Consider the following 20,850-nt stretch of genomic DNA (forward strand, 5'->3'; position numbering starts at 1 on the left):
AATCTTGCCCACTCTTTTTTGCTCATTTCGAAAATGTCCTTTTCTTCCATTTCTCCCTCCTTTTTTGAGGGATATTTTACATCCTTAAACAGGACATTTTCATTTTGCCAGATTAGGACATTTTCATTTTGGTATTACAGGATATTCTGATGATTCCGCAACAACTTTTGTTAAGAATTTATCAACTCTGTCTTATTTGGTTTCTTAGTTAAAAGTTTTAGATCTTAAGATATTCTTTAAAATATTGACCTCAAGTAATTAAATAATGATTGAAAATAAAAAGATTTTGTATTAAAATTTCCCTTTGAAAAATACTTTATAAGGAGATAAAAGAAATGAAGAAATCCCCCTTAAGTCAAGTAAAGGAATTATTTGGAGATAAGTACAAAGAAGAGATAAAGAAGAAGTTAAATTTAAAGAGGGCCATTAGTAATAAAAAGACCTTAAAATTATTAAAGAAACAAGGAAACAAGTAAGATGATTTTTGGTATTCCTAAAGAAATCAAAGAAGAAGAATATCGAGTAGCTTTAACACCAAGAGGGGTAGAAGCTTTAAGAAAGGCAAAATGCGAAGTAATTATTGAAAAAGATGCTGGAGTAGGAAGTGGTTTTTCTGATAAAGACTACTTAAAAGAAGGAGCAACCATTGCCCAAATTTCTGAAGAAGTATATAGTCGAAGTGAGGTTATCTTAAAAGTTAAAGAGCCTCTGGCTCCGGAACGAAAGATAATCAAAGAAAGTCAAACTATTCTTGCTTTCTTTCACTTTGCTTCTTCTAAAGAACTAACCTTGGAACTCTTAGAAAAGAAAGTTACTTGCATTGCTTATGAAACTGTCCAGACAAAGGATCATTTCTTGCCTCTACTTGCTCCGATGAGTGAAATTGCTGGAAAAATGGCAGTGGTGGAAGGAGCTAAGTGTTTAGAAAATTTAAGAGGTGGAAAAGGAATAATGTTAAATGGTCTTCCTGGAATAATGCCAGCTAAGGTATTAATTATCGGAGGAGGAATAGTAGGGTTTAATGCTATGATTATGGCTTCCTCTATGGGAGCTTTAGTTACCGTGATGGACATTAATGTAGAGAAACTAAGGGAAATTAGTCAAGTCGCTCCTAAAAATGTAATCACTATCTTCTCTACTCCTTATGAGCTTAAAGAAAGAATAAAGGATACAGATTTGGTAATTATTAGTGTCTTAAATAAAGGAGAAAAAGCTCCTCTCTTGATTAATAGGGAAATGCTAAAGACTATGACCGCAGGTTCGGTTATTGTAGATGTCTCTATAGATCAAGGAGGCTGTCTGGAAACAAGTAAGCCTACTACTCATAGTAAACCTACTTTTATAGAAGAGGGTATTATTCATTACTGCGTAGCTAACATTCCAGGAATTGTAGGAAGAACTTCTACTTATGCCTTAACCAATGTTACCTTGCCCTATATCTTAGAAATAGCTAATCTGGGTGTGAAAAAAGCCTTAGCTGCCAATAGGACTTTAGCGGAAGGCTTGAATATGATGGACGGTAAGATTACCTTAAAAGCTATCGCTGACCAATACGGAATCTTACCTTGGGCTAAGAAAAAGTTATTAAGCTAAAGTAATCGCTCAACCGTCAGGTGTCAGCAGGAAACCTTGATCAAGGAAATCAAGGTGATAGTAAGCCTATGAGCAATTTTAATTATGAAACATGTGCTCTCCCTTGCTTTCCGCCTATTAGAGGGTTAGCTCCTTTAAAACTGCTATCTGATGGCTGATACCTGAGCATTTACCAATTAAAAGGAGTAATGATGATTAAAATAAGAAGAGCCTTGATAAGTGTCTTTGATAAAAGAGGAATTATTCCTTTAGTTAAGATGTTATCAGATTTAGGGGTGGAGATTATCTCTACCGGTGGCACCGCAGAAATCATTAAAGATATGGGTGTTTCTATGAAGCTAGTCAGCGATCTGACTAGCTTTCCTGAGATTTTAGAAGGAAGGGTAAAGACACTGCATCCAAAAATCCATGGGGGAATCTTAGCTAAACGTCAAAGTAGCCATCTCCATCAATTGGAAACACTAAATATCCTACCTATTGATTTAGTTATCGTTAATCTTTATCCTTTTGCTGAGACTATTCAACGAACAAATAATTTAGAAGAAATTATCGAGAACATAGACATTGGAGGAGTAGCTTTAATTCGAGCTGCAGCTAAAAATTACTCTTATGTGGTTACCCTCGTTCACCCTGATAATTACCAAGATTTTATAGAAACCTTAAAAAAGAACAGCGGTGAAATTCCAGAAGAAGTAAGTTTTAATTTATCCGTGGAAGCCTTTATGCTTACTGCTCGTTATGACACCATTATCTCTAATTATCTATACCAACGGCTCCCCGGCAAAGATCTCTTTCCTGAAACCTTAAATCAAAGTTATCAAAAGATTACTGATTTAAGGTACGGAGAAAATCCTCATCAAAGAGCAGCTTTCTATAAAGAACTATCTAAGACTGAACCAAGTGTCACTACCGCCGAAAAACTTCAAGGAAAAGAACTCTCTTTTAATAACATTTTAGATTTAGATGCTGCTTTAGAGATAGCTAAAGAATACGAAGAGGCCGTGACTGTAATCATTAAACACACTAATCCTTGTGGTATTGCTACCGCTACTACTTTAGCCCAAGCTTATAAAGAAGCTTACCAAATAGATCCTATTTCTGCTTTTGGAGGAATCGTTAGCTTTAATAGAGGAGTAGATGAAGAAGTAGCCTTAGAAATAATAAAGACTTTTTTAGAAGCAGTAATTGCTCCTGATTTCACTAAGGAAGCTTTAAATATATTAAGCGAAAAAAAGAATCTTAGATTACTAAGATATGAGCCTTTAGAAAAGTTTAGTTACGATGAAAGAGATCATGACTTAAAGAAAGTTACCGGGGGTGGTCTTTTAGTTCAAGAGCGAAATATAAAGAAAATAACCTTAAAAGACTTAAATATAGTCAGTAAAAGAGTCCCTGATCAAGAAGAACTAAGGGCATTAATCTTTGGATGGAAAGCAATAAAACATATTAAGTCAAATACCATTTTAGTCTCCTTGGTTGATAAAATTATTGGTTTTGGCATTGGACAAACTAGTCGTATTCAAGCAGTGAAGATAGCTTTAAGGCAAGCTGGTGAAAAAGCTAAAGGAGCAGTAATGATTTCAGATGCTTTCTTTCCTTTTCCTGATAGCATAGAAGAAGCTTATCGAGCTGGCATTACCTCTATTATTCAACCAGGAGGTTCTATGCGGGATGATGAAGTTACAGAAGCAGTAGATAAGTATAAGATGTCTATGGTCTTTACTAATCTTCGATGCTTTAAGCATTAAATCATAGAACATTAAATTATAAAGCTGTCCCGAATGACCCTGACTTAAGCTGTAAATACCTGACATAAAAAGCTACCTGTTTTATTTAGCCGCCCAACAAAATATGCTACATTTAGACTGAAGATGGCTATTAACGCTTTAAAATTCTATTATGGTAGTTATTAACGAAAGCCTTATATTAGGAAATAATACCAAGCAATAAAAGATAAACTTGTTTACCCTCAAATTAATTTGCTCTATGTCAAATTTTCATTAATAAGTGCTATAAAGGTTTTAATATGGACAAATCACAAATCCAGAAAAGGATGAAGAAATTGCTTGAAAAAGTAGATAAACCAAAGGAATTTATAAAAGGATTGCAAGAACTCCTTAATTCTTATGTAGATAGAGAAGCGACAAAAAATTATCAAAGGATTATCCCAGATACTGGAAAATTTTATGGCATCCCAATTCCTATCCTAAGAATAATAGCTGCTGAGATAGGAAAATTTATTCTGAAAGAACCAACAAAAGCAAAAGTTTTGTTAAAAACCATCTGGGATGAGGGTTCTTTTGAAGCAAGGCAGATAGCAGGGAAATGCTTGGAGAAGTTTGGTCCAAAGAATCCAAGAATTTGCTTAGATTTTATCTCTTCGGTATTACCTGAACTTGATAATTGGGCTGTTTGCGATAACCTTGCCATGTGTGGAATAAAACCGATAGTTCATTCAAGTTCAGAACTTGTTTTGCCACTTTCTGAAAAATGGATAAAGAACGAGAATAAATGGATCAAACGTTTTGGAGTGGTGAGTTTACTGGGATACAAAAGAATCCAAATAACAGATAAAGTTTTTAGGATTCTCGATTTGGTCATGGAAAATAAAGACAAAGATATAAAAAAGGCAGTATCATGGATTTTAAGAGAAATAACAAAGAAGAATTCTGATGAGGTAGCAATATCAAACAAAATGAGGTAAAAAATAAAGCCAAAATCTTAAAAGCAATCCTTAATGAGAATGCTCTTAAAAAAGAGGTGGGCTTAATGAAAAAGAAGTGACTTTAATGATTAAAGAATTAATCTTAGGTGGGGTTCGGAACTTTGCGTCGCTTCGCTCTTTGCCTCGCCTTCGGCTCGGTCACTTAACAGCGGCTAAAAGGGAAATCAGAAATTTCCCCAAATCCCACCATCCCATCAATGTTAAATAGTTTATTTAACAACCAAATTGAATTGCTGACATCAGTAACAGAATTGTTTGAACTGGAATTGGCATATTTAGAATATCATTGTTTGAATAAAGATGAATTATTAAGTCGTTCAGCTTATCTTAAATCAATAGATGGAAAGACAACGCAACATTTTTTAATGTCACAAGTTCAATAAGCGAGGTGAAAAGATATGAGTTTGAAAATTGAACAGAAATTGGATGAGAATACATTTGCTGAATCAAAACCAAGGATATTTACAACTGGTGCATTTTTAGTGCCCTTGGAAATAATCAAAAATGGAATAAAAAGGTATGTTTGGGTTGTTGATGAATTTGCTGATAATGCTTCATCGATGATGGAATTGTTTGTTTACCTAATCTATATTCACATAGCAAAGACTGTTTATTGCAATCATAGAAGAGGGTTAATGATAATTTTGTCAATAAAAGAAATGTAATCAACTTCGGATAATACGATGTTTGTGATTTGCTTTGCTCGCCCCAGTCCTGCCAGAGGCGAGACTTCATAAATATCGAAATCGTTATCTGAAATTTTGACGGTCAGTTTAAAGAAAGCATCACTTTTTTTAAAGTGTTGAATAAATTTAGGAGGGTACAATGACTAATTTTAAGGATCGTATTATTCGCGCTGCTAAGTTAGATGTTCATCTGTATGAAGAGGTTGAGGCTGATAAGGGGGCACTGGGTCAGGCTATGGGAATCGTTGTTCTTTCCAGTATAGCAGCTGGGGTAGGAAGCATTTCAAGAGGAGGACTTGGCGGGATTTTAATGGGAACAATTGCAGCTCTTATTGGATGGTATGTCTGGGCATATATCACTTATTTTATTGGTACTAGATTTCTTCCAGAGCCACAGACCAAAGCAAATCTCGGTGAATTGCTGCGTACTATTGGCTTTTCGAGCTCTCCCGGCTTGATTCGAATATTAGGTATCATTCCAGGGTTGGCAGGGATTGCTTTTCTATTGGCCTCAATTTGGATGCTATCGGCAATGGTGATTGCGGTCAGACAAGCTCTTGACTATAAAAGCACATTACGAGCTGTAGGGGTTTGTGTGATCGGCTGGATCGCTCAAACGTTAATCCTGGTGTTATTGTTTTCTATGCTCAAATAAATTATGATTAATGAGTGTTATAAGGGGGAAAAGGATGTTCGATTATAGTCAAAAGGTAATGGAGCATTTTGCTAATCCGCGCAATGTCGGGCAGATTGAAAACCCTGATGGTGTGGGCACAGTTGGCAACCTTACCTGTGGAGACCTGATGACCTTTTATATCAAGGTAGATGACGGCTGCCTGTCTGATGTTAAATTCAAGACCTTTGGCTGTGGAGCGGCAATTGCGGTCTCAAGTATGGTTAGTGAGATGGCTAAAGGAAAAACTTTAGAGGAAGGGCTGGCTATTACCAATAAGATGGTAGCTGAAGAGTTGGGTGGTTTGCCACCTAATAAATTGCATTGTTCTAATTTAGGCGCAGATGCCCTTCATAGGGCAATTGAAGATTACCAGAAAGAAAAAAATGTTAAGCGACCCTCAATAGTAGAATAAATTCCATAGTAAAGGCCAGAGAAAATTCCATAGTTTAAAAAGAGGGTATATCTTCATCTAGTTAAGAGAAGATATAAATGTTCTATTGATAAGATTACGCATCTTGAAGAAATAACCTGGCTTAAGAAATGGTCACGGGTAATCAAAAGGTTTGCTGAACAAGTAAACAGATTAACAGCTCAAGCTTTCTTTTTCAAAAAAGTTATTTTGTTCTAAGGTATAAGCAACTTTTATTAAAAGAGTTTCACTAAAGTAAGGAGCTAAAAATTGAATACCTACTGGTAAATGATGAGCATACCCACAAGGAACAGAGATACCAGGAATTCCTGCTAAGTTAGCTGAAATAGTAAATATATCTGAAAGATACATACTTAAAGGATGGTTAAATTTTTCCCCTATTTTAAAAGCAATGGTAGGAGTAGTTGGGGTAAGAATAAGATTACAACATTTAAAAGCTTGGTTAAAATCTTCTTTAATTAAAGTTCTAACTTTTTGAGCTTTTAAGAAATAAGCATCATAATAACCAGCAGAAAGGACAAAAGTACCTAAGGTAATCCTTCTCTTTACCTCTGCTCCGAAACCTTCTTTTCTAGTTTCTCTGTACATCTGCATAAGATCATTACTTGGATAGCGATAACCATATTCTATCCCATCATAACGAGCTAAATTAGAACTAGCTTCCGCCGTGCAAATTAAATAATAAGTAGCTACCGCATACTCAGTATGAGGAAGAGAGATCTCCAAACAATGAGCTCCCAACTCTTCAAGTTTAGCTATCGCTTGCTTTATATTAGACATAACTTCTTCTTGAATGCCCGTTGTAAAGTATTCTTTAGGAATGCCAATCTTGATACCTTTTATTTCTCCATCTAAGAACCTCGTATAATCTGGTATTGAGCAATCTTGTGAAGTCGTATCTTTAAGATCGTGCCCGGCGATAGTGTTTAATAAGATCGCTAAATCAGTAACATCTTTAGTTAGAGGTCCAATTTGATCCAGGGAAGAAGCAAAAGCTATTAATCCATACCGAGAAACAAGGCCATAAGTAGGCTTAAGCCCTACTACTCCACACAAAGCAGCTGGTTGTCTAATAGAGCCTCCGGTATCTGAACCTAGGGCTAAAATCGCTTCATCAGCAGCTAAGCAAGCAGCTGATCCTCCACTTGAACCACCTGGAATCCTTTCTTTTTCCCAAGGATTTTTGACTGGCCCATAATAAGATGTTTCATTAGAAGAACCCATCGCAAATTCATCCATATTGGTTTTACCTATGAAGATGGCGCCAACAGCTTTAAGTTTTTCTATGACCGTGGCATCGTAAGGAGCATAGTAATTATTAAGAATTTTAGAACCACAAGTAGTAAGTGTTCCTTTAATGCAAATATTATCTTTAACCGCAATGGGAATTCCTGTTAAAGGATGAAGTTCTTCTTTATTCTTGATCTGACGATCAATAATTTCTGCTTGTTTTAAGGCTTGATCGAAAAATTTGGTAATATAAGCATTAATCTCCGGATCTGTTGTTTTAATCCGTTCTATGACAGAATTTACTAATTCCTGGCAAGAAATTTTACGGTCATTAAGAAGTTGGTGGGCTTGGTGAGCAGTTAGTTGATATAGCTCCATTCTGAAGTTCCTTTTATCTTTCTTTAAATACTTCTTTGATCAAAGAAGTATTTTGATGAGCTTCTTTGATTACCTCGCCAATACTTAGCATCTCTTCTTCTTTCATCTGAGCAAACAAAGGAAGGCATAAGATATGATCTGAGATAAAATTAGTATTCTCCAACCCTTCTAAAGGAATGTCTTTACTCTTGTAAATTTCTTGCTTATGAACAGGTGGAAAAAAGTATTTGCGACTGCTGATGTTTTCTCTTTCTAAAACTAAAGCCAGTTCATCTCTATTTAAGCCAAATCTCTCTTCATCGATGATGATCGCAAAATCTTTATAACATGAAGAAGCATTTACTTCTATCTTTTGAAAACTTATTCCTGGAATATCTTTTAAGTTAGAGATATAAAAATTAGCTATTTCTTTTCTCTTGGCCAACCTCTCAGGAAATAACTCCAAATTTTTAAGAGCCGTAATGGCATTAACTTCTGTCATTCGAGCGTTTAAACCCACCATTTTACAGTGGTAATCTCCAGGATTGCCATAATCTCGACCCATCGTTATGGCTTCAGCTATCTCTTTATTATTAGTGACCACTACCCCTCCTTCTCCAGCTACCAATGGTTTAGTAGGACTTAAGCTAAATACTTCTACCTCCCCATAACCAGCTAAAGGAGAATTATTATACCTTGAGCCAAAAGCATGAGCGGCATCATAAATAACCTTTAAAGAATATTTCTGGGCAATCTTATTAATCTCTTCCACTAAGACCGGATTACCAAAAATATGAACAGGCATAATGGCCGAAGTTTCCTGATCTATCTTCTCTTCAAGGAAAGATACATTTATATTGAAAGTTTCCCTATGGCAGTCTACGAAAGTAGGAGTAAGGTTATTCCAAGACAAAGTATGAGCTGTAGCAAAAAAAGTGAAACTTGGAACGATAACTTTTCCTTTTAACTTTAAGGCTTTAAGACTTAAGATTAAACCAGAAGTACAATTAGCTACGCAAACTACATATTTAACATTTAAATAATTAGCTATCTTTTCTTCTAATGACCTTACATACTTAGCATTAGTAATCATCCCGCTTAAAAAGACTTCCTTAAACTTATCTTCCACTTCTTTAAAAGGTGGCAAGGAAGGAAAGGCAATAGGCAGATAATTTTTAAAGATAGGTTTTCCTCCTAAAATAGCTAACTTCTTCATTGTTCTCCTCTAAAACACTTGTTAAGATTGATAAAAAATGTGTTTTGTCTTAAGGACTTTTTAAAGACCTAAGAAACAATTGCCTCTAAAAAACTTTTTCCATGTTTCAAGCTTGGAACTTTAAACACTTCAGCAATAGTTTGACCCACATCAGCAAAAGATTCTCTTATTCCCAACCATTGGCCTTGAGAAAACTTTGACTGATAAACCAATAAAGGCACATATTCTCGAGTATGATCTGTCCCTTTAGTGGTAGGATCGCACCCATGATCAGCGGTAATAATTAAAAGATCTTCCTTCTTGAGGCCAGCCAAGATTAAAGGAAGATGATCATCAAATTCTAAAAGGGCCTTTGCATACCCTACAATATCATTTCTATGTCCATAAAGCATATCAAAATCAATTAAATTTGTAAAGATTAAACCATCCTTAACTTTTTTTAGAGCATTAATGGTCTTATGAAGACCATCATGGTTATCTTTAGTTGATAGACAATCTTTTATTCCAGAGCCACCAAATAAATCCTTTATCTTGCCAATACCCACGATACCGAGATTATTTTTCTCTAAAATATTTAAGAGAGTATCTTGGGGAGGTTTTATAGAAAAATCTTTTCTATTTTTAGTTCTTACCAAAGAACCTACTTCCCCAATAAAAGGTCGAGCAATAACTCGAGCTATTTGATAAGGATTTAATATCTCCCGAGCAATCTCACAAATTCTATAAAGTTCATTTAAGGGAATAATTTTTTCAGAAGCCGCAATTTGAAAAACACTATCTCCGGAGGTATAAACAATAAGTTTCTTTGTCTTGAGATGCTCGGCACCTAATTCTTTGATAATTTCCGTTCCAGAAGCCGGGTAATTACCAATAATCTCAAAACCAGTTTTGGCTACAAATTCTTTAATAATTTCTTCTGGAAATCCATGAGGAAAAGTAGCAAAAGGTTCTTCGGTAATAAGCCCAACTAATTCCCAATGCCCTGTAGTAGAATCTTTGCCTACCGAAGATTCTTTCATTTTTCCGTAAAAAGCTTGAGGAGTTATTTTATCATTTATGCCTCTGATGTTAGAGATTAAACCTAATCCTAATCTTTCTAAATTAGGAAGATGAAGTCCTCGAAGGTAGTTAGCTATATTAACTAAGGTATTACATCCTAAATCCCCATATTGCTCTGCATCAGGAAGAGCCCCCACTCCTACGCTATCCAAAATAATTAAGATTACTCTTTTAAAGAAAAGATTATCCTTCACTTATATCACTTCTCTAATTAAAAAGAAACTTAGTCTTAATAGTTGAAATAGAAGGAGGCGAGACTACGTCTGTTCTAATGATGGTAAGTATAAATTCCTTTGGTAACATTTTGCCTAGATTGTTACAACGCAGCCAACTAAGGTGGACCCATTTGTCAAGACAATAATTTAGGTTTTTTAAGTTACACTTAAATTATTCTTAATTAAAATAAACCTCAACTGGAGTCAAATAATTACGAATGACCCTATTAATCTCAACTTCCCTTAAAAGATAGAGATATATTTTATGTTCAGAATTAGGTTTGCTTAAGTTGGGCTTGGGATAGATTGCCTCAAGCCCCATCTGCTGCATCAGGTTCTGAACCAGTTTTCGGTTAATTTGATGACCATTCCTTTTTAGGAATGCAGTTTCTTCCTGGAACCATAGAAAGGAGTTTTGACATATTGTTCATCTATTAGCCGCATCAGGACAAGATTGTGTCAGTCTATCACAGGTTCATAGTAAATACTTGATCTGGATACTTCTAAAAGCTCTGCCTGGCGGTTAATGGGTACTTCCCTATTTGTTTTATCAATGAGCAATAATTTCTCTTTATGAGAGAAGTCCAGCAGTTTGCTTTTCTATAGCCTTCTCTATGGTATGATAGATAACTGGTTTTCCTAATAGAGGAAGGATATTTTTATTCTTAAGACCTTTACTCCCTCCCCGGGCAGTAATTACTCCAACTATATTTGCCTTCTTTTTATTCATTGAACCCATGGAGTTCTCTATGTTTTTTAAATGCAGGTAGTTCTACCTGTCTTTGAGCCCTTCTGTATAATTCTTCACCATAGAGTTCAATATTAAACCTCTCCATCTCCTCAGTCGAGGGAGGACGATAATGGAGATTAACCTCCTCAATCATCTCCTCTCGCAAGGCTATCAGCTCATCATCAGTGAATGCATCTGTAAGATTAACAGTGAAATCAACGGCATCTCCAAGCCTTAAGATAAAGTCCTCTATGTCTCCTTTGATTTTATTGTTTTTTAGGGCATATTCAAATAATTCTGTGCCTGGATATGGGGTGGCAAACATCAAGCCCTTCAAAGGAATAGCTGTCTCCTTACAAAACTCAACGGTCTCCCACGCTGTCTCCCCTGTCTCCCCAGGCATACCCACTATAAATGAGGTAGGCAACCTTAATCCTACCTCCCTATTTAAAGATATTGCCTCTTTGGCCTGTTCAACCGTAACCCCTTTCTTCATAGAATCAAGCATCCTCTGACTTCCTGACTCTATCCCATAACTTATAGAAACACAGCCTGCCTCTTTTGCCCTTTTGTACAACTCTCTATTGGCAAGATTTACCCTCCCTGTAGCTGACCATTTTATCCTAATATCTGCCCTTTGCAATCTTTCACAAAACTCCTCCACTCTTTTAGGTGTGGCAATGAACTCATCGTCTTGAAATGATACAAAGTCAATCGAGTAGTCTCTCTTCAAAAACTTAATGGCTTCGACAATATAATCAACAGAATGTGGCCTATACTTCCTTCCAAAGGCCCTGAAGCAAAAGGTACACTGATAAGGACATCCTCGGCTTGAGATAAAATCAATATCCCTACCAACGCCAACTACAGGGTTATTAAGATAAACATCCATTGGAAGTAGGTCCCATGCAGGAAAAGGAATGATGTCAAGGTCTCTTATCAACTCTCTCTCAGGGGTCTTCACTGTCTGACCATCTTTCTTGAACCAAATCCCTTTTACACTGTCCAGTTTAGACCCTGTTTCAATAGCATGGAGGATTTCTGGTAAGGTCATCTCCCCTTCCTGATTGCATACAATATCGACCCCTGTTCTCTGAAGCACCAATTCGGGAACTGAGAAACCAACACTTCCTCCCACTATGATAGGAATACCCGGGTGTATTGCCTTTATTGTCTCAGAAAGCCATTTTACCTCCCTATAAACAGGAATCAAGCCACCTATTCCAACTACATCATAGTCCAGACTCTTTAGCCTACTCCTTACCTCTTCCTTAGAATAACGACATCCATTGATGTCTAAAAGGATGACATTATACCCCTTTTCTCTCAATACAGAAGCAAGGATAGCAATTCCATGTGGGATGTTTCGAGGAAGGTCCCTCTCCCTTATAAGAGGATTAATTAATAGAATATTCATATCTTGAATTCAACCAGAAAGCGCAACACTCGACTTAAAGACTTCTAATGGAGTCTGATAATTAAGGGATTTATACCAAGTTGCAATCAGAAATAAAATGTTGCAAGCTACCAAATATCTCAAATATCTTATTGTTTTGGATTTTGAATTTTGGTATTCGGATTTGTTTCGTATTTCGGATTTCGATATTCGGATTTAACCGTTTTTTCATATTTATACCGAAATTGTTATTATACCTTTGATTGCAATTTGGTATTAAGCCTTGTAACAGGTAGGCACAATATTGTATTTCTTGACTAAAAATTCTGCATATAAAAAATCAGCATAACTATCTACATCTACCGTATCTTCTTTGTTTTGGATAATAGCTCTTACCTTATTTCCCATAAAACGATACAAAGGAAGTCTACCATTATCTTTCATTAAAACTTCTTTTTTTCGAACGCAGACTTCTCCATCATAAATATATAGTTTACTTAATCTTTGTCTCTGATTAACCTTACTTTGGATATTTTGAAATATCTCTAAATCTTCATCAAGCTTAAGCATCCAATCAGGATGGTATTTTCCTACCGCAACTACAGAAAGCACGGCATCTAAGTCATTCTTAATTAAAAGATCTAAAGCTTTGTCTATTAATCCTTCTTTTCTAATAGGAACATTACCAGGTAAGCTTACTATATAATCTGGATGATAATTCTCTTTTTCTGATAAATAATTAACTGTATAAATTAAAGCATCTTCCACCAGAGAAGTATCAGAAGATAGCTCCACTGGTCGATCAATTACTGAAACTCCACACTTAAGAGCAACATCTTTAATCTTTTTATCTTCTGTAGAAACTACTACCTTATCTGGAAGCTTTGCTTTTAAGGCAATATCAATAGTATAAGCAATAAGTGGGACACCCTGGATGGGCAAGATATTTTTATTTTTAACTTCTTTGCTTCCTCCTCGAGCCGTTATAATCACTAATATTTTTGTCTCTTTTTTCATAAATTTCACGCCTTCCTGAGGACCATAGGGCAAAGCTTGACGGAAGATAGTTCCGAACATTAGCCAGGACTATCTTTTTTCTAAAATATCTCTTTGGTCAAATAAGTTTATTTTTCTAAATAGTCTTTAAGTTTTCTACTGCGAATAGGGTGGCGAAGTTTTCTCAAGGCTTTAGCTTCAATTTGCCTGATACGTTCTCGAGTAACTCTAAATTCACACCCCACCTCTTCTAAAGTTCTTGGAAACCCATCTTCTAAACCAAAACGCAAATTCAAAACTCTCTCCTCCTGGGGAGATAAAGTTTTAAAAACATTCCTTATTTGTTCTTGTAATAATAAGAAAGTGGTAACATTTACTGGTGAATCCACTGATCTATCTTCCACGAAATCACCTAAGCGAGTATCACCTTCTTCGCCAATAGGAGTTTCTAAAGAAATAGGTTCTTGAGAAATTCGTAAAATACTTCTCACTCTACTTATAGGGTAACCTAATTCTTTAGCTATTTCTTCGGGAATTGGTTCTCGGCCATATGCTTGAACTAAACGACGAGATTCTTTAATTACTTTATTAATTTGCTCTACCATATGAACAGGAATACGAATAGTTCGCGATTGGTCAGCAATAGCTCGAGTAATGGCTTGTCTTATCCACCAGGTAGCATAAGTGCTAAAACGAAATCCTTTTTTATATTCAAATTTTTCTACTGCTTTCATAAGTCCTATATTTCCTTCTTGAATTAAATCTAAAAAATTTAACCCCCAACTTATGTATTTCTTAGCAATGCTTACCACTAATCTCAAATTAGCACATACCATTAAAGCTTTAGCTTTAGCCATATCTTCCTCTATTGCCTTTAATTCTTGATAAATAAACTTTATTTTTTCTGTGCCTATTTCATAATCTTCTTTTATTTTGAGTAATTTATTTTTATTGTCTCTAATGATTTTTTGAACCCATTCCATCTCTTTCTTTACTTGAGGATTTTTCTTAAACGCCTTCTTTGATCTCATATTTTCTACTTGAAGTCTTTGATCTTCTTCTATCTCTTGAATATTCTTGACCGTTTTTTTTATATTCTTAGTAATTTCTGAAATAATACTTTTATGCAAACCTAACTTGTTAAATAACGTAAAGAGCTTATCTTTCTTTTCTTTTATCTTTTTTAAAAGTTTTTCTTTTTCTAAAAGTTCTTCTTTATCTTTTTTTACTTCTGAAACCTTCTCTTGGATTTCTTTTATTTCATCATCACATTCTATTATATTCTTCAGCTGCTTGGTAATCTTGAAGGAAAATTTTTTGTTTTTTTTATCCGTGAACATTGTAGCTTCTTGAGTGGAAAAGGAAATAAAATCAAAAATATCGACTTTCCCATCTTCTATTCTTTTATAAGCCTTTTTAAGTTCTTTAGTTAAGATACCATTTTGAATTAAAATCTTCTTGATTTTTTCTTCAGCTTCTTCTATTTTTTTAGAGACATCAATCTCTTCTTTGGGCTTTAACAATTCAGTACGACCAATATCTCGTAAATAAAGTTTTATAGGATCTTCAACCTTCAACTCTTCTTCTGTCTCTAATTTACGTTCACCTTCTCCGGAAATGGGAAATAATTTCTCCTCGCTTGTTTCCGTGGAAAGCTCATCTACCACATTAATGTTATGTTCACTTAAATAAACAAATATAACTTCTATTTCTTGAGGAGTTGAGCTATTTGGAATAAGCTCATTTAATTCATCATAAGTTAGCTCCTCTCGCTCTTTTTTGGATTCAATGAGTCTTTTAATTTCTTCAGGAATAACATTCTTTTTCACAAAAACTTATTTCTCCTTTTTTATTTTTTCTATCTCTTTTCTTAAAGAAAAACATTCTTGAATTAATTTTTGATCAATTATTCCATCTTTCTCTTTTTTTTTAATTTCTCTAACTTTTTTAGCTAATCTTCGATTATAGAAATAGTTTATATAATCTTTTATCTCCTCGGAAGTAACCTTACTCTCTTCTACACCTATTTCTGAAATAAAGAAATTTTGAGAAGGCGTTAGGTCATCTATTATTTTTTTAAATTCTATATTCTCTTGGTTTTCAATCTTTTTCAAGATTAAGCTATATATAGCCTTACATTCACTATCTTCAAAATCATCTACCTCAATTTTGTCCATAATTTGATTAGTAAGATTAAGATCTTGAAAGAATACTCTTAAGAAACCTTTTTCTGCCATTAAAGACCTTTTCTCTCCCTCTTGGATAAAACTCTCTTTAGTTTTGTTAGAAACAAATGGAGGTTTAAAAGAAATTTCTAATAATACCACCTCTTCAGCTATATTTAATTTATCAGCAATCTTTTTTACAAACTCTGTCTGTTGCAAAGGACTTTTTAATTTTAAATAAGTTGACTTTAAGGTCTTGATAAGTTTTCCCTTTCCTTCTGCTTTCTTTATATCTATCTCTCTTAAAGCCACAGCTATCTTATAGTCTAAAAAGTCACAAGCATTATTGATCAGACGGTTAAATGAAAGAACCCCTTTTTTTAATAAAAACTCTGCTGGATCTAATCTTTCAGGAAGAGTAACAATTTGCACCACCATCTCTTTTTCTAAAAATATATCTAAACTCCTAATGGTAGCCTTAATACCAGCGTTATCAGGATCATAAATTATAACTACTTTATTGGCATAACGTTTGATAATTTGAGCATGGTCTTCTGTTAAAGAAGTACCTAAGATAGCAGTTACATTTAAAATTCCTAATTGATAGGAAGTAATTACATCAAAATACCCTTCTACTAAGATTAAAAATTCTTTTAAACGAATAGCTTCTTTGGCAAAATTTAATCCATATAAAATTTGGCTTTTATTATAAATCAAGGTTTCTGGAGAATTGATGTATTTTGGCAAATTATTATTTAATACTCGAGCTCCAAAACCTAATATCCGATTTTGCAAATTAAAGGTGGGAAAGATTAACCGATCTCGAAAACGATCATAATAACCTTCTCTCTTCTTTATAGAAAGTCCTGCTTCCTCAATATTTTCTGCGCTTATTCCTTTCCAACTTAAATAACGATAAAGCTTATCCCAGCTAGGAAGAGCATACCCTAACTTAAATTTATCAATAGTTTGATTAGTTATACCTCTTTCTTTTAAATAAGAATAAGCTTTTTTTGCCTCTTCTTTCTTTAGGTTTTCTCTATAAAAATCTATAGCCAGGCTATTTATCTCTAAAAGTATATCTTTTTTAGATCTTTCTTCGGAAGGATAAACAGGTAAAGAAATTCCGGCTTTTTCAGCTAAAAACCTCACCGCTTGTGGAAACGAGTATCCTTCTATCTTCATGATAAAAGAATAGATATTTCCTCCCACATGGCATCCAAAACAATGAAATATTTGTTTTTTAGTACTTATAGTAAAAGAAGGAGTCTTTTCTGGATGAAACGGACAAAGCCCTTTATGATTTTCACCGCTCTTTTTTAACGAAACATACTGGGAAACAATATCCACAAGGTCAAAATGATCCCGAATTTCATTAATTATTGTTTCTGGAAAAATAGTACTTACCATAATTCTTTTGTTGATTATCAAGGATCAGCCATCTTAAATTTTTAAGATAATTTTAAGATAAAAGAATTTTAAGATAAAAGAAGATAAATTAAAAGAAGTTATATTCTTCTATATCTCTTAAAACCAGATGTTTCTATAATCTCCAAAGAATACTCTTTCTCGATCTTATCTAAAAGCAAATTCATGCCTATGTTATCAGACGAAATATGACCCGCTACGATAAGATTGATATGATACTTTTCTGCCTTCTTCCGGAGATCATCACTATAATGCATACCTATCATTGTTCCTACTCCAGCTATAGAAAGTTTTTCAAATGAATCCTTAGAACCTTCGGTACCTCCAGTCATATCTACAAAGATTTTCCCTATCCGATTATTTTCATTTCCAGCAATAATTTTAGGACCGGCGACATTTAATAAAGCTTCTTTATATTCAGGAATGTTCTTTAAAACCTTAACTACATCTCTAACCTTCTTATGCTCCTTTTGATCAAGCATCTTCTGTAGATAGTCAACAACATGATTGTCCGCAGGAGTATGCATACACATAAAGGGAATGTCTAAAAGACGTGCCATATCTACAGTCCTGTTATGGTTAACTGGTAACAATTTTCTTTCTACCTCTGAAATCCGTTCTTTTAGAATACCTTCAGCTATATTAATAGGAACTCCAAATTTATTTAATACATCCGATTGCATCTTCATCACTCCATAAAGACCAGCTAAGGCATATCCTTCAGGGTGATGGGCAATAACCAAATCAATAGATTTTCCTTTCTCAGACAATCTATCAGCTAATAATATCTCTCCCCCCTCCATATCGATACCTACTAAGATTCTTTTGATTATCTTTTCCCTATTTCCATATAGAATTCTGGTATCTGAAAAAGGATTGCTTAGTTTTTCCTGATCAAATTCACTTTTTTCCTCTTCCTTTAAGTCTTGGTAACTTTTTTTAGTTTCTTCTAGTTCTTCTTCAACAGCTTTTCTACCACGAGGATCTACTTCTATTCCATGGTCAACTACAAGCTGATAAAGCTTTTCTATAGTCAGCATCTTTACCTCCCAACTAATAATAGTATTAAATAAACAATAAATGTTATCATATATTAACCTTGTAAGCAAGCAATTTTTTATTTATGTTAGCCACAAATAGAAATGTCTTATTCTACCAATTTATAAATGTCCTCTTTTGCCTTGACAAAATTGCTGTTTTTTCTTGACATTGTTTAATGTTATTTAGTACATTAGTTCAGCTATTGAACTAAGAAAATCGCCATTATAGTAGTTATTAACGAAAACTGGACATAGGAAATAATACCGAGCAATAAAAGATAAACTTGTTTGCCCTCAAATTAATTTGCTCTATGTCAAATTTTTATTAATAAGTGCTATATATAGCGATAAGAAAGGTAAAGGCATGAAAAAAGTTTTGGTAACGGGCATTGCTGGTTTTATTGGCTTTCATTTGGGAAGGAAATTATTGGATAGAGGTGACGAGGTTGTTGGTATTGATAATATTAATGATTATTATGATGTAAATTTGAAAATGGCGAGGCTGTCTCAATTAGAAGGTAGAAATAGATTTAAGTTTGTAAAGATGTCTCTTGAAAATAAAGAGGATGTCCTTAATTTATTTAAGGGTGAAGGATTTGATGCAGTTGTAAATCTTGCAGCACAAGCTGGGGTACGTTACAGTCTTACAAATCCTTATATTTATATAGAAAGCAATATTGTCGGTTTTACCCATATCCTTGAGGGATGCAGGCACTATAGCGTGAAACATCTTGTCTTTGCCTCATCAAGCTCCGTATATGGCGCCAACACAAAGATGCCCTTTTCGGTTCATCACAATGTTGACCATCCGGTATCCCTGTATGCAGCTACCAAGAAGGCTAATGAGATTATGGCGCATACCTATGCCAGCCTCTATAAAATTCCATGTACCGGACTGAGATTTTTTACTGTCTATGGTCCATGGGGCAGGCCGGATATGGCACTGTTCTTATTTACAAAGGCGGTACTGGAAGGCAAACCTATAGATGTCTTTAACTACGGTAAAATGCAAAGGGACTTTACTTATATTGACGATATAATAGAAGGGGTAGTCAGGGTTCTGGATAAAATCCCCCAGTCTAATCCTGTATGGAGCAGCGATCTACCTGATCCATCGTCAAGCTATGCTCCTTATAAAATATATAATATAGGAAACAATAATCCTGTTGAACTGAGGTGTTTTATAGAAACACTTGAAGACTGTCTTGGTAAAAAAGCAGAGAAAAACCTTTTGCCAATACAGGCTGGAGATGTCCCGGCTACTTATGCTGATATAGATGACCTTATGAGAGATGTTGGATTCAAGCCGACAACAAGTATTAAAGAAGGAATAAAGAGGTTTGTGGAGTGGTATAAGGAATATTATAAACACCTTTAAAGAGAAAAAATGGATATTATGGGAGCAATGGACATATATAGCAGGGAAGATTCAAAAGCTTTATCATCCAGAGAGATGAACATTTACTAATAGTTTCGAGATATGTGGAAGGCAATTTTATAAGGGCTGGCTTCGTGAATTCAGCGAAAGAATGGTTGTGGCCTTTTCAAAAAGAGAGGATTTATGGTCTGGTCAAGGGGTAGTTCTTCTGTGATAAATGGGCGATAAACAGACTACCTTTTTTGTTTACTCCTTATCTTTCAACACCTTACAACAATTACTTCACAATAATTACGAAAGAACCAAAATATGCTTTTAAAAAGTCATCAAGGGCTTCATTTTACCTCAAGACTATTTTTGGAAGAACTTGCTTGGTGGAATTTTTCAAAGCAACGCATCGTTTTATAGGTATTTCCTTGTTTCCGATAGGCAAAGCCTAAATTACGCCATACTTGAGGAATATTAGGATTTATATCGACACATCTTTCGTAACATTTAATAGCTTTATCAACCTCATTTGTTTCTTCGTAACACATCCCTAATTCACTCCAAGCCAAGGCCCATTCTGGATCTAAAGAGAGAGTCTTTTTAAGACATTGGATACTTTCTTTAATATCTTTGATCTTCTTTTTATGCATTCCCAAACTATACCAGGCTAAAGCATTTTCAGGATCAATAGAGAGAGATCTTTCTAAGCATTGTATTTCTTTATCGATCATCTTCCTTTTGTTATAGAGCACCGCTAAGCTATACCAAGCTAAAGCATTTTCAGGATCAATCTCCAAAGCTTTAAGATAACACTCCATCTCCTTATCTATATTATTCTTTTTTCCATATAAAGTTCCTAAATTATACCAAGCCAGAGCATATTCTGGATCTAAGGCAATGGTTTTTTCGTAACATTTCAGCTCTTTTTCATGTTCTCCTTGTTGTCGGTATGAAACTCCTAAATTATACCAAGAGACAGCATAATCCTGATCAGCTTTAATAGCTTTTTCAAAGCACGCTATCTGAGCTTTGATATTACCTTTTCTTCCATAGGCTAAACCCAAATTATATAAAGCAATAGTATTTTCTGAATCAATAGAGATGGCCTTAGCATAACATCTGGCCTCTTTAGTAACTTCTCCTTTTTTACCATAAGCGATACCTGAATTCAACCAGGCTAAAGCATTTTCAGGATCAATTTCTATCGCTTTAGCATAACACTGAATCTCTTTCTCAAATTCTCCTTTTCGGCCATATAAAACCCCTAAATTATACCAAACCAGACTATATTCTCTCGATATTTCAGAAGCAATGGTATATAATTTTATAGCTTTATCCACCTGATTTTCCAGGCCGTAAATATATCCAAAGTTAGCTAATATCCGGGCATAAGCATTTTTAGTATCTTCCTCTACCCTCTCTATAGCCAATGAAGAAAGCTTCATAAACTCATCTTCACAGGAAGCTAGTTTACTTATTACCCAAAGCACAGAGATATCTTCTTTATTCTTAAGAAGGAGAGCCGAGAGTTTTTCTTTTTGT

General features: G+C 34.6%; 18 protein-coding genes. 8 read left to right on the plus strand and 10 right to left on the minus strand.

Going from position 1 to position 20,850, the window contains the following annotated elements; all coding sequences use genetic code 11:
- Nucleotides 1-335 precede the first annotated feature (335 nt).
- The 7 genes from KJ849_02400 to nifU all read left to right on the plus strand — a co-directional run bounded on the left by KJ849_02400 (nucleotide 336) and on the right by nifU (nucleotide 6,092).
- Nucleotides 336-476, plus strand: a complete 141-nt coding sequence (locus KJ849_02400; protein ID MBU2599411.1) for a hypothetical protein — start codon at nucleotides 336-338, stop codon at nucleotides 474-476.
- 1 nt (nucleotide 477) lies between these two features.
- Nucleotides 478-1,593, plus strand: a complete 1,116-nt coding sequence (ald, locus tag KJ849_02405; GenBank protein ID MBU2599412.1) for an alanine dehydrogenase — start codon at nucleotides 478-480, stop codon at nucleotides 1,591-1,593.
- Nucleotides 1,594-1,784: 191 nt separating this feature from the next.
- The gene (gene purH / locus KJ849_02410; GenBank protein ID MBU2599413.1) at nucleotides 1,785-3,341 is read left to right on the plus strand and encodes a bifunctional phosphoribosylaminoimidazolecarboxamide formyltransferase/IMP cyclohydrolase; all 1,557 of its coding nucleotides are present in this window, start codon (nucleotides 1,785-1,787) and stop codon (nucleotides 3,339-3,341) included.
- 314 nt (nucleotides 3,342-3,655) lie between these two features.
- Complete coding sequence (locus tag KJ849_02415) at nucleotides 3,656-4,297, plus strand: DNA alkylation repair protein (protein MBU2599414.1); 642 nt, start codon at nucleotides 3,656-3,658, stop codon at nucleotides 4,295-4,297.
- A gap of 419 nt (nucleotides 4,298-4,716) precedes the next feature.
- On the plus strand, nucleotides 4,717-4,983 hold the full coding sequence (locus KJ849_02420) for a hypothetical protein (protein MBU2599415.1): 267 nt from the start codon (nucleotides 4,717-4,719) through the stop codon (nucleotides 4,981-4,983).
- Nucleotides 4,984-5,143: 160 nt separating this feature from the next.
- Nucleotides 5,144-5,659 carry a YIP1 family protein gene (locus KJ849_02425; protein ID MBU2599416.1) on the plus strand — a complete coding sequence of 172 codons (516 nt, stop codon included), beginning with the start codon at nucleotides 5,144-5,146 and terminating at the stop codon, nucleotides 5,657-5,659.
- A gap of 34 nt (nucleotides 5,660-5,693) precedes the next feature.
- The gene (gene nifU, locus KJ849_02430; GenBank protein MBU2599417.1) at nucleotides 5,694-6,092 is read left to right on the plus strand and encodes a Fe-S cluster assembly scaffold protein NifU; all 399 of its coding nucleotides are present in this window, start codon (nucleotides 5,694-5,696) and stop codon (nucleotides 6,090-6,092) included.
- A gap of 171 nt (nucleotides 6,093-6,263) precedes the next feature.
- Here nifU and gatA read toward each other — a convergent pair whose 3' ends face one another.
- The 9 genes from gatA to KJ849_02475 form a co-directional block, all read right to left on the minus strand.
- Nucleotides 6,264-7,718: an Asp-tRNA(Asn)/Glu-tRNA(Gln) amidotransferase subunit GatA gene (gatA, locus tag KJ849_02435; protein ID MBU2599418.1), complete on the minus strand. Its 1,455-nt coding sequence runs from the start codon at nucleotides 7,716-7,718 to the stop codon at nucleotides 6,264-6,266.
- Nucleotides 7,719-7,731: 13 nt separating this feature from the next.
- Nucleotides 7,732-8,913 (minus strand): DegT/DnrJ/EryC1/StrS family aminotransferase, encoded by a 1,182-nt coding sequence (locus KJ849_02440; protein MBU2599419.1) that lies wholly within the window; start codon nucleotides 8,911-8,913, stop codon nucleotides 7,732-7,734.
- A 68-nt stretch (nucleotides 8,914-8,981) separates the two neighbouring features.
- The gene (locus tag KJ849_02445) at nucleotides 8,982-10,166 is read right to left on the minus strand and encodes a phosphopentomutase (GenBank protein ID MBU2599420.1); all 1,185 of its coding nucleotides are present in this window, start codon (nucleotides 10,164-10,166) and stop codon (nucleotides 8,982-8,984) included.
- A 592-nt stretch (nucleotides 10,167-10,758) separates the two neighbouring features.
- Nucleotides 10,759-10,917, minus strand: coding sequence for a hypothetical protein (locus tag KJ849_02450; GenBank protein ID MBU2599421.1), 159 nt, complete (start codon nucleotides 10,915-10,917; stop codon nucleotides 10,759-10,761).
- A complete protein-coding gene (locus KJ849_02455; protein MBU2599422.1) occupies nucleotides 10,910-12,334 on the minus strand; it encodes a B12-binding domain-containing radical SAM protein in 1,425 nt (474 codons plus the stop codon). Before KJ849_02455 ends, KJ849_02450 begins: the two co-directional genes overlap by 8 nt.
- Before the next feature lie 255 nt (nucleotides 12,335-12,589).
- Nucleotides 12,590-13,330, minus strand: coding sequence for an acylneuraminate cytidylyltransferase family protein (locus KJ849_02460; GenBank protein ID MBU2599423.1), 741 nt, complete (start codon nucleotides 13,328-13,330; stop codon nucleotides 12,590-12,592).
- 107 nt (nucleotides 13,331-13,437) lie between these two features.
- Nucleotides 13,438-15,138, minus strand: coding sequence for an RNA polymerase sigma factor RpoD (gene rpoD / locus KJ849_02465; protein MBU2599424.1), 1,701 nt, complete (start codon nucleotides 15,136-15,138; stop codon nucleotides 13,438-13,440).
- Nucleotides 15,139-15,144: 6 nt separating this feature from the next.
- Entirely contained in the window at nucleotides 15,145-16,884 is a 1,740-nt protein-coding gene (dnaG, locus tag KJ849_02470) for a DNA primase (protein MBU2599425.1), read from the minus strand.
- A gap of 98 nt (nucleotides 16,885-16,982) precedes the next feature.
- A complete protein-coding gene (locus KJ849_02475) occupies nucleotides 16,983-17,939 on the minus strand; it encodes an NGG1p interacting factor NIF3 (protein MBU2599426.1) in 957 nt (318 codons plus the stop codon).
- 367 nt (nucleotides 17,940-18,306) lie between these two features.
- Here KJ849_02475 and KJ849_02480 point away from each other — a divergent pair, with 367 nt between their 5' ends.
- Nucleotides 18,307-19,320 (plus strand): NAD-dependent epimerase, encoded by a 1,014-nt coding sequence (locus KJ849_02480; GenBank protein MBU2599427.1) that lies wholly within the window; start codon nucleotides 18,307-18,309, stop codon nucleotides 19,318-19,320.
- A gap of 335 nt (nucleotides 19,321-19,655) precedes the next feature.
- Here the strand turns inward: KJ849_02480 and KJ849_02485 are convergent.
- On the minus strand, nucleotides 19,656-20,850 hold a 1,195-nt coding region (locus tag KJ849_02485), incomplete at its 5' end, for a tetratricopeptide repeat protein (GenBank protein MBU2599428.1).

The organism is bacterium (genome assembly GCA_018830565.1).
Taxonomy (GTDB): domain Bacteria; phylum UBA9089; class JAHJRX01; order JAHJRX01; family JAHJRX01; genus JAHJRX01.

Coding starts and splice junctions, on each gene's coding strand:
- KJ849_02400 (MBU2599411.1), top strand. CDS start 336: ATGAAGAAATCCCCCTTAAGTCAAGTAAAGGAATTATTTGGAGATAAG.
- KJ849_02420 (MBU2599415.1), top strand. CDS start 4,717: ATGAGTTTGAAAATTGAACAGAAATTGGATGAGAATACATTTGCTGAA.
- KJ849_02450 (MBU2599421.1), bottom strand. CDS start 10,917: ATGAATAAAAAGAAGGCAAATATAGTTGGAGTAATTACTGCCCGGGGA.
- KJ849_02480 (MBU2599427.1), top strand. CDS start 18,307: ATGAAAAAAGTTTTGGTAACGGGCATTGCTGGTTTTATTGGCTTTCAT.
- gatA (MBU2599418.1), bottom strand. CDS start 7,718: ATGGAGCTATATCAACTAACTGCTCACCAAGCCCACCAACTTCTTAAT.
- ald (MBU2599412.1), top strand. CDS start 478: ATGATTTTTGGTATTCCTAAAGAAATCAAAGAAGAAGAATATCGAGTA.
- KJ849_02425 (MBU2599416.1), top strand. CDS start 5,144: ATGACTAATTTTAAGGATCGTATTATTCGCGCTGCTAAGTTAGATGTT.
- nifU (MBU2599417.1), top strand. CDS start 5,694: ATGTTCGATTATAGTCAAAAGGTAATGGAGCATTTTGCTAATCCGCGC.
- KJ849_02455 (MBU2599422.1), bottom strand. CDS start 12,334: ATGAATATTCTATTAATTAATCCTCTTATAAGGGAGAGGGACCTTCCT.
- KJ849_02460 (MBU2599423.1), bottom strand. CDS start 13,330: ATGAAAAAAGAGACAAAAATATTAGTGATTATAACGGCTCGAGGAGGA.
- purH (MBU2599413.1), top strand. CDS start 1,785: ATGATTAAAATAAGAAGAGCCTTGATAAGTGTCTTTGATAAAAGAGGA.
- dnaG (MBU2599425.1), bottom strand. CDS start 16,884: ATGGTAAGTACTATTTTTCCAGAAACAATAATTAATGAAATTCGGGAT.
- KJ849_02440 (MBU2599419.1), bottom strand. CDS start 8,913: ATGAAGAAGTTAGCTATTTTAGGAGGAAAACCTATCTTTAAAAATTAT.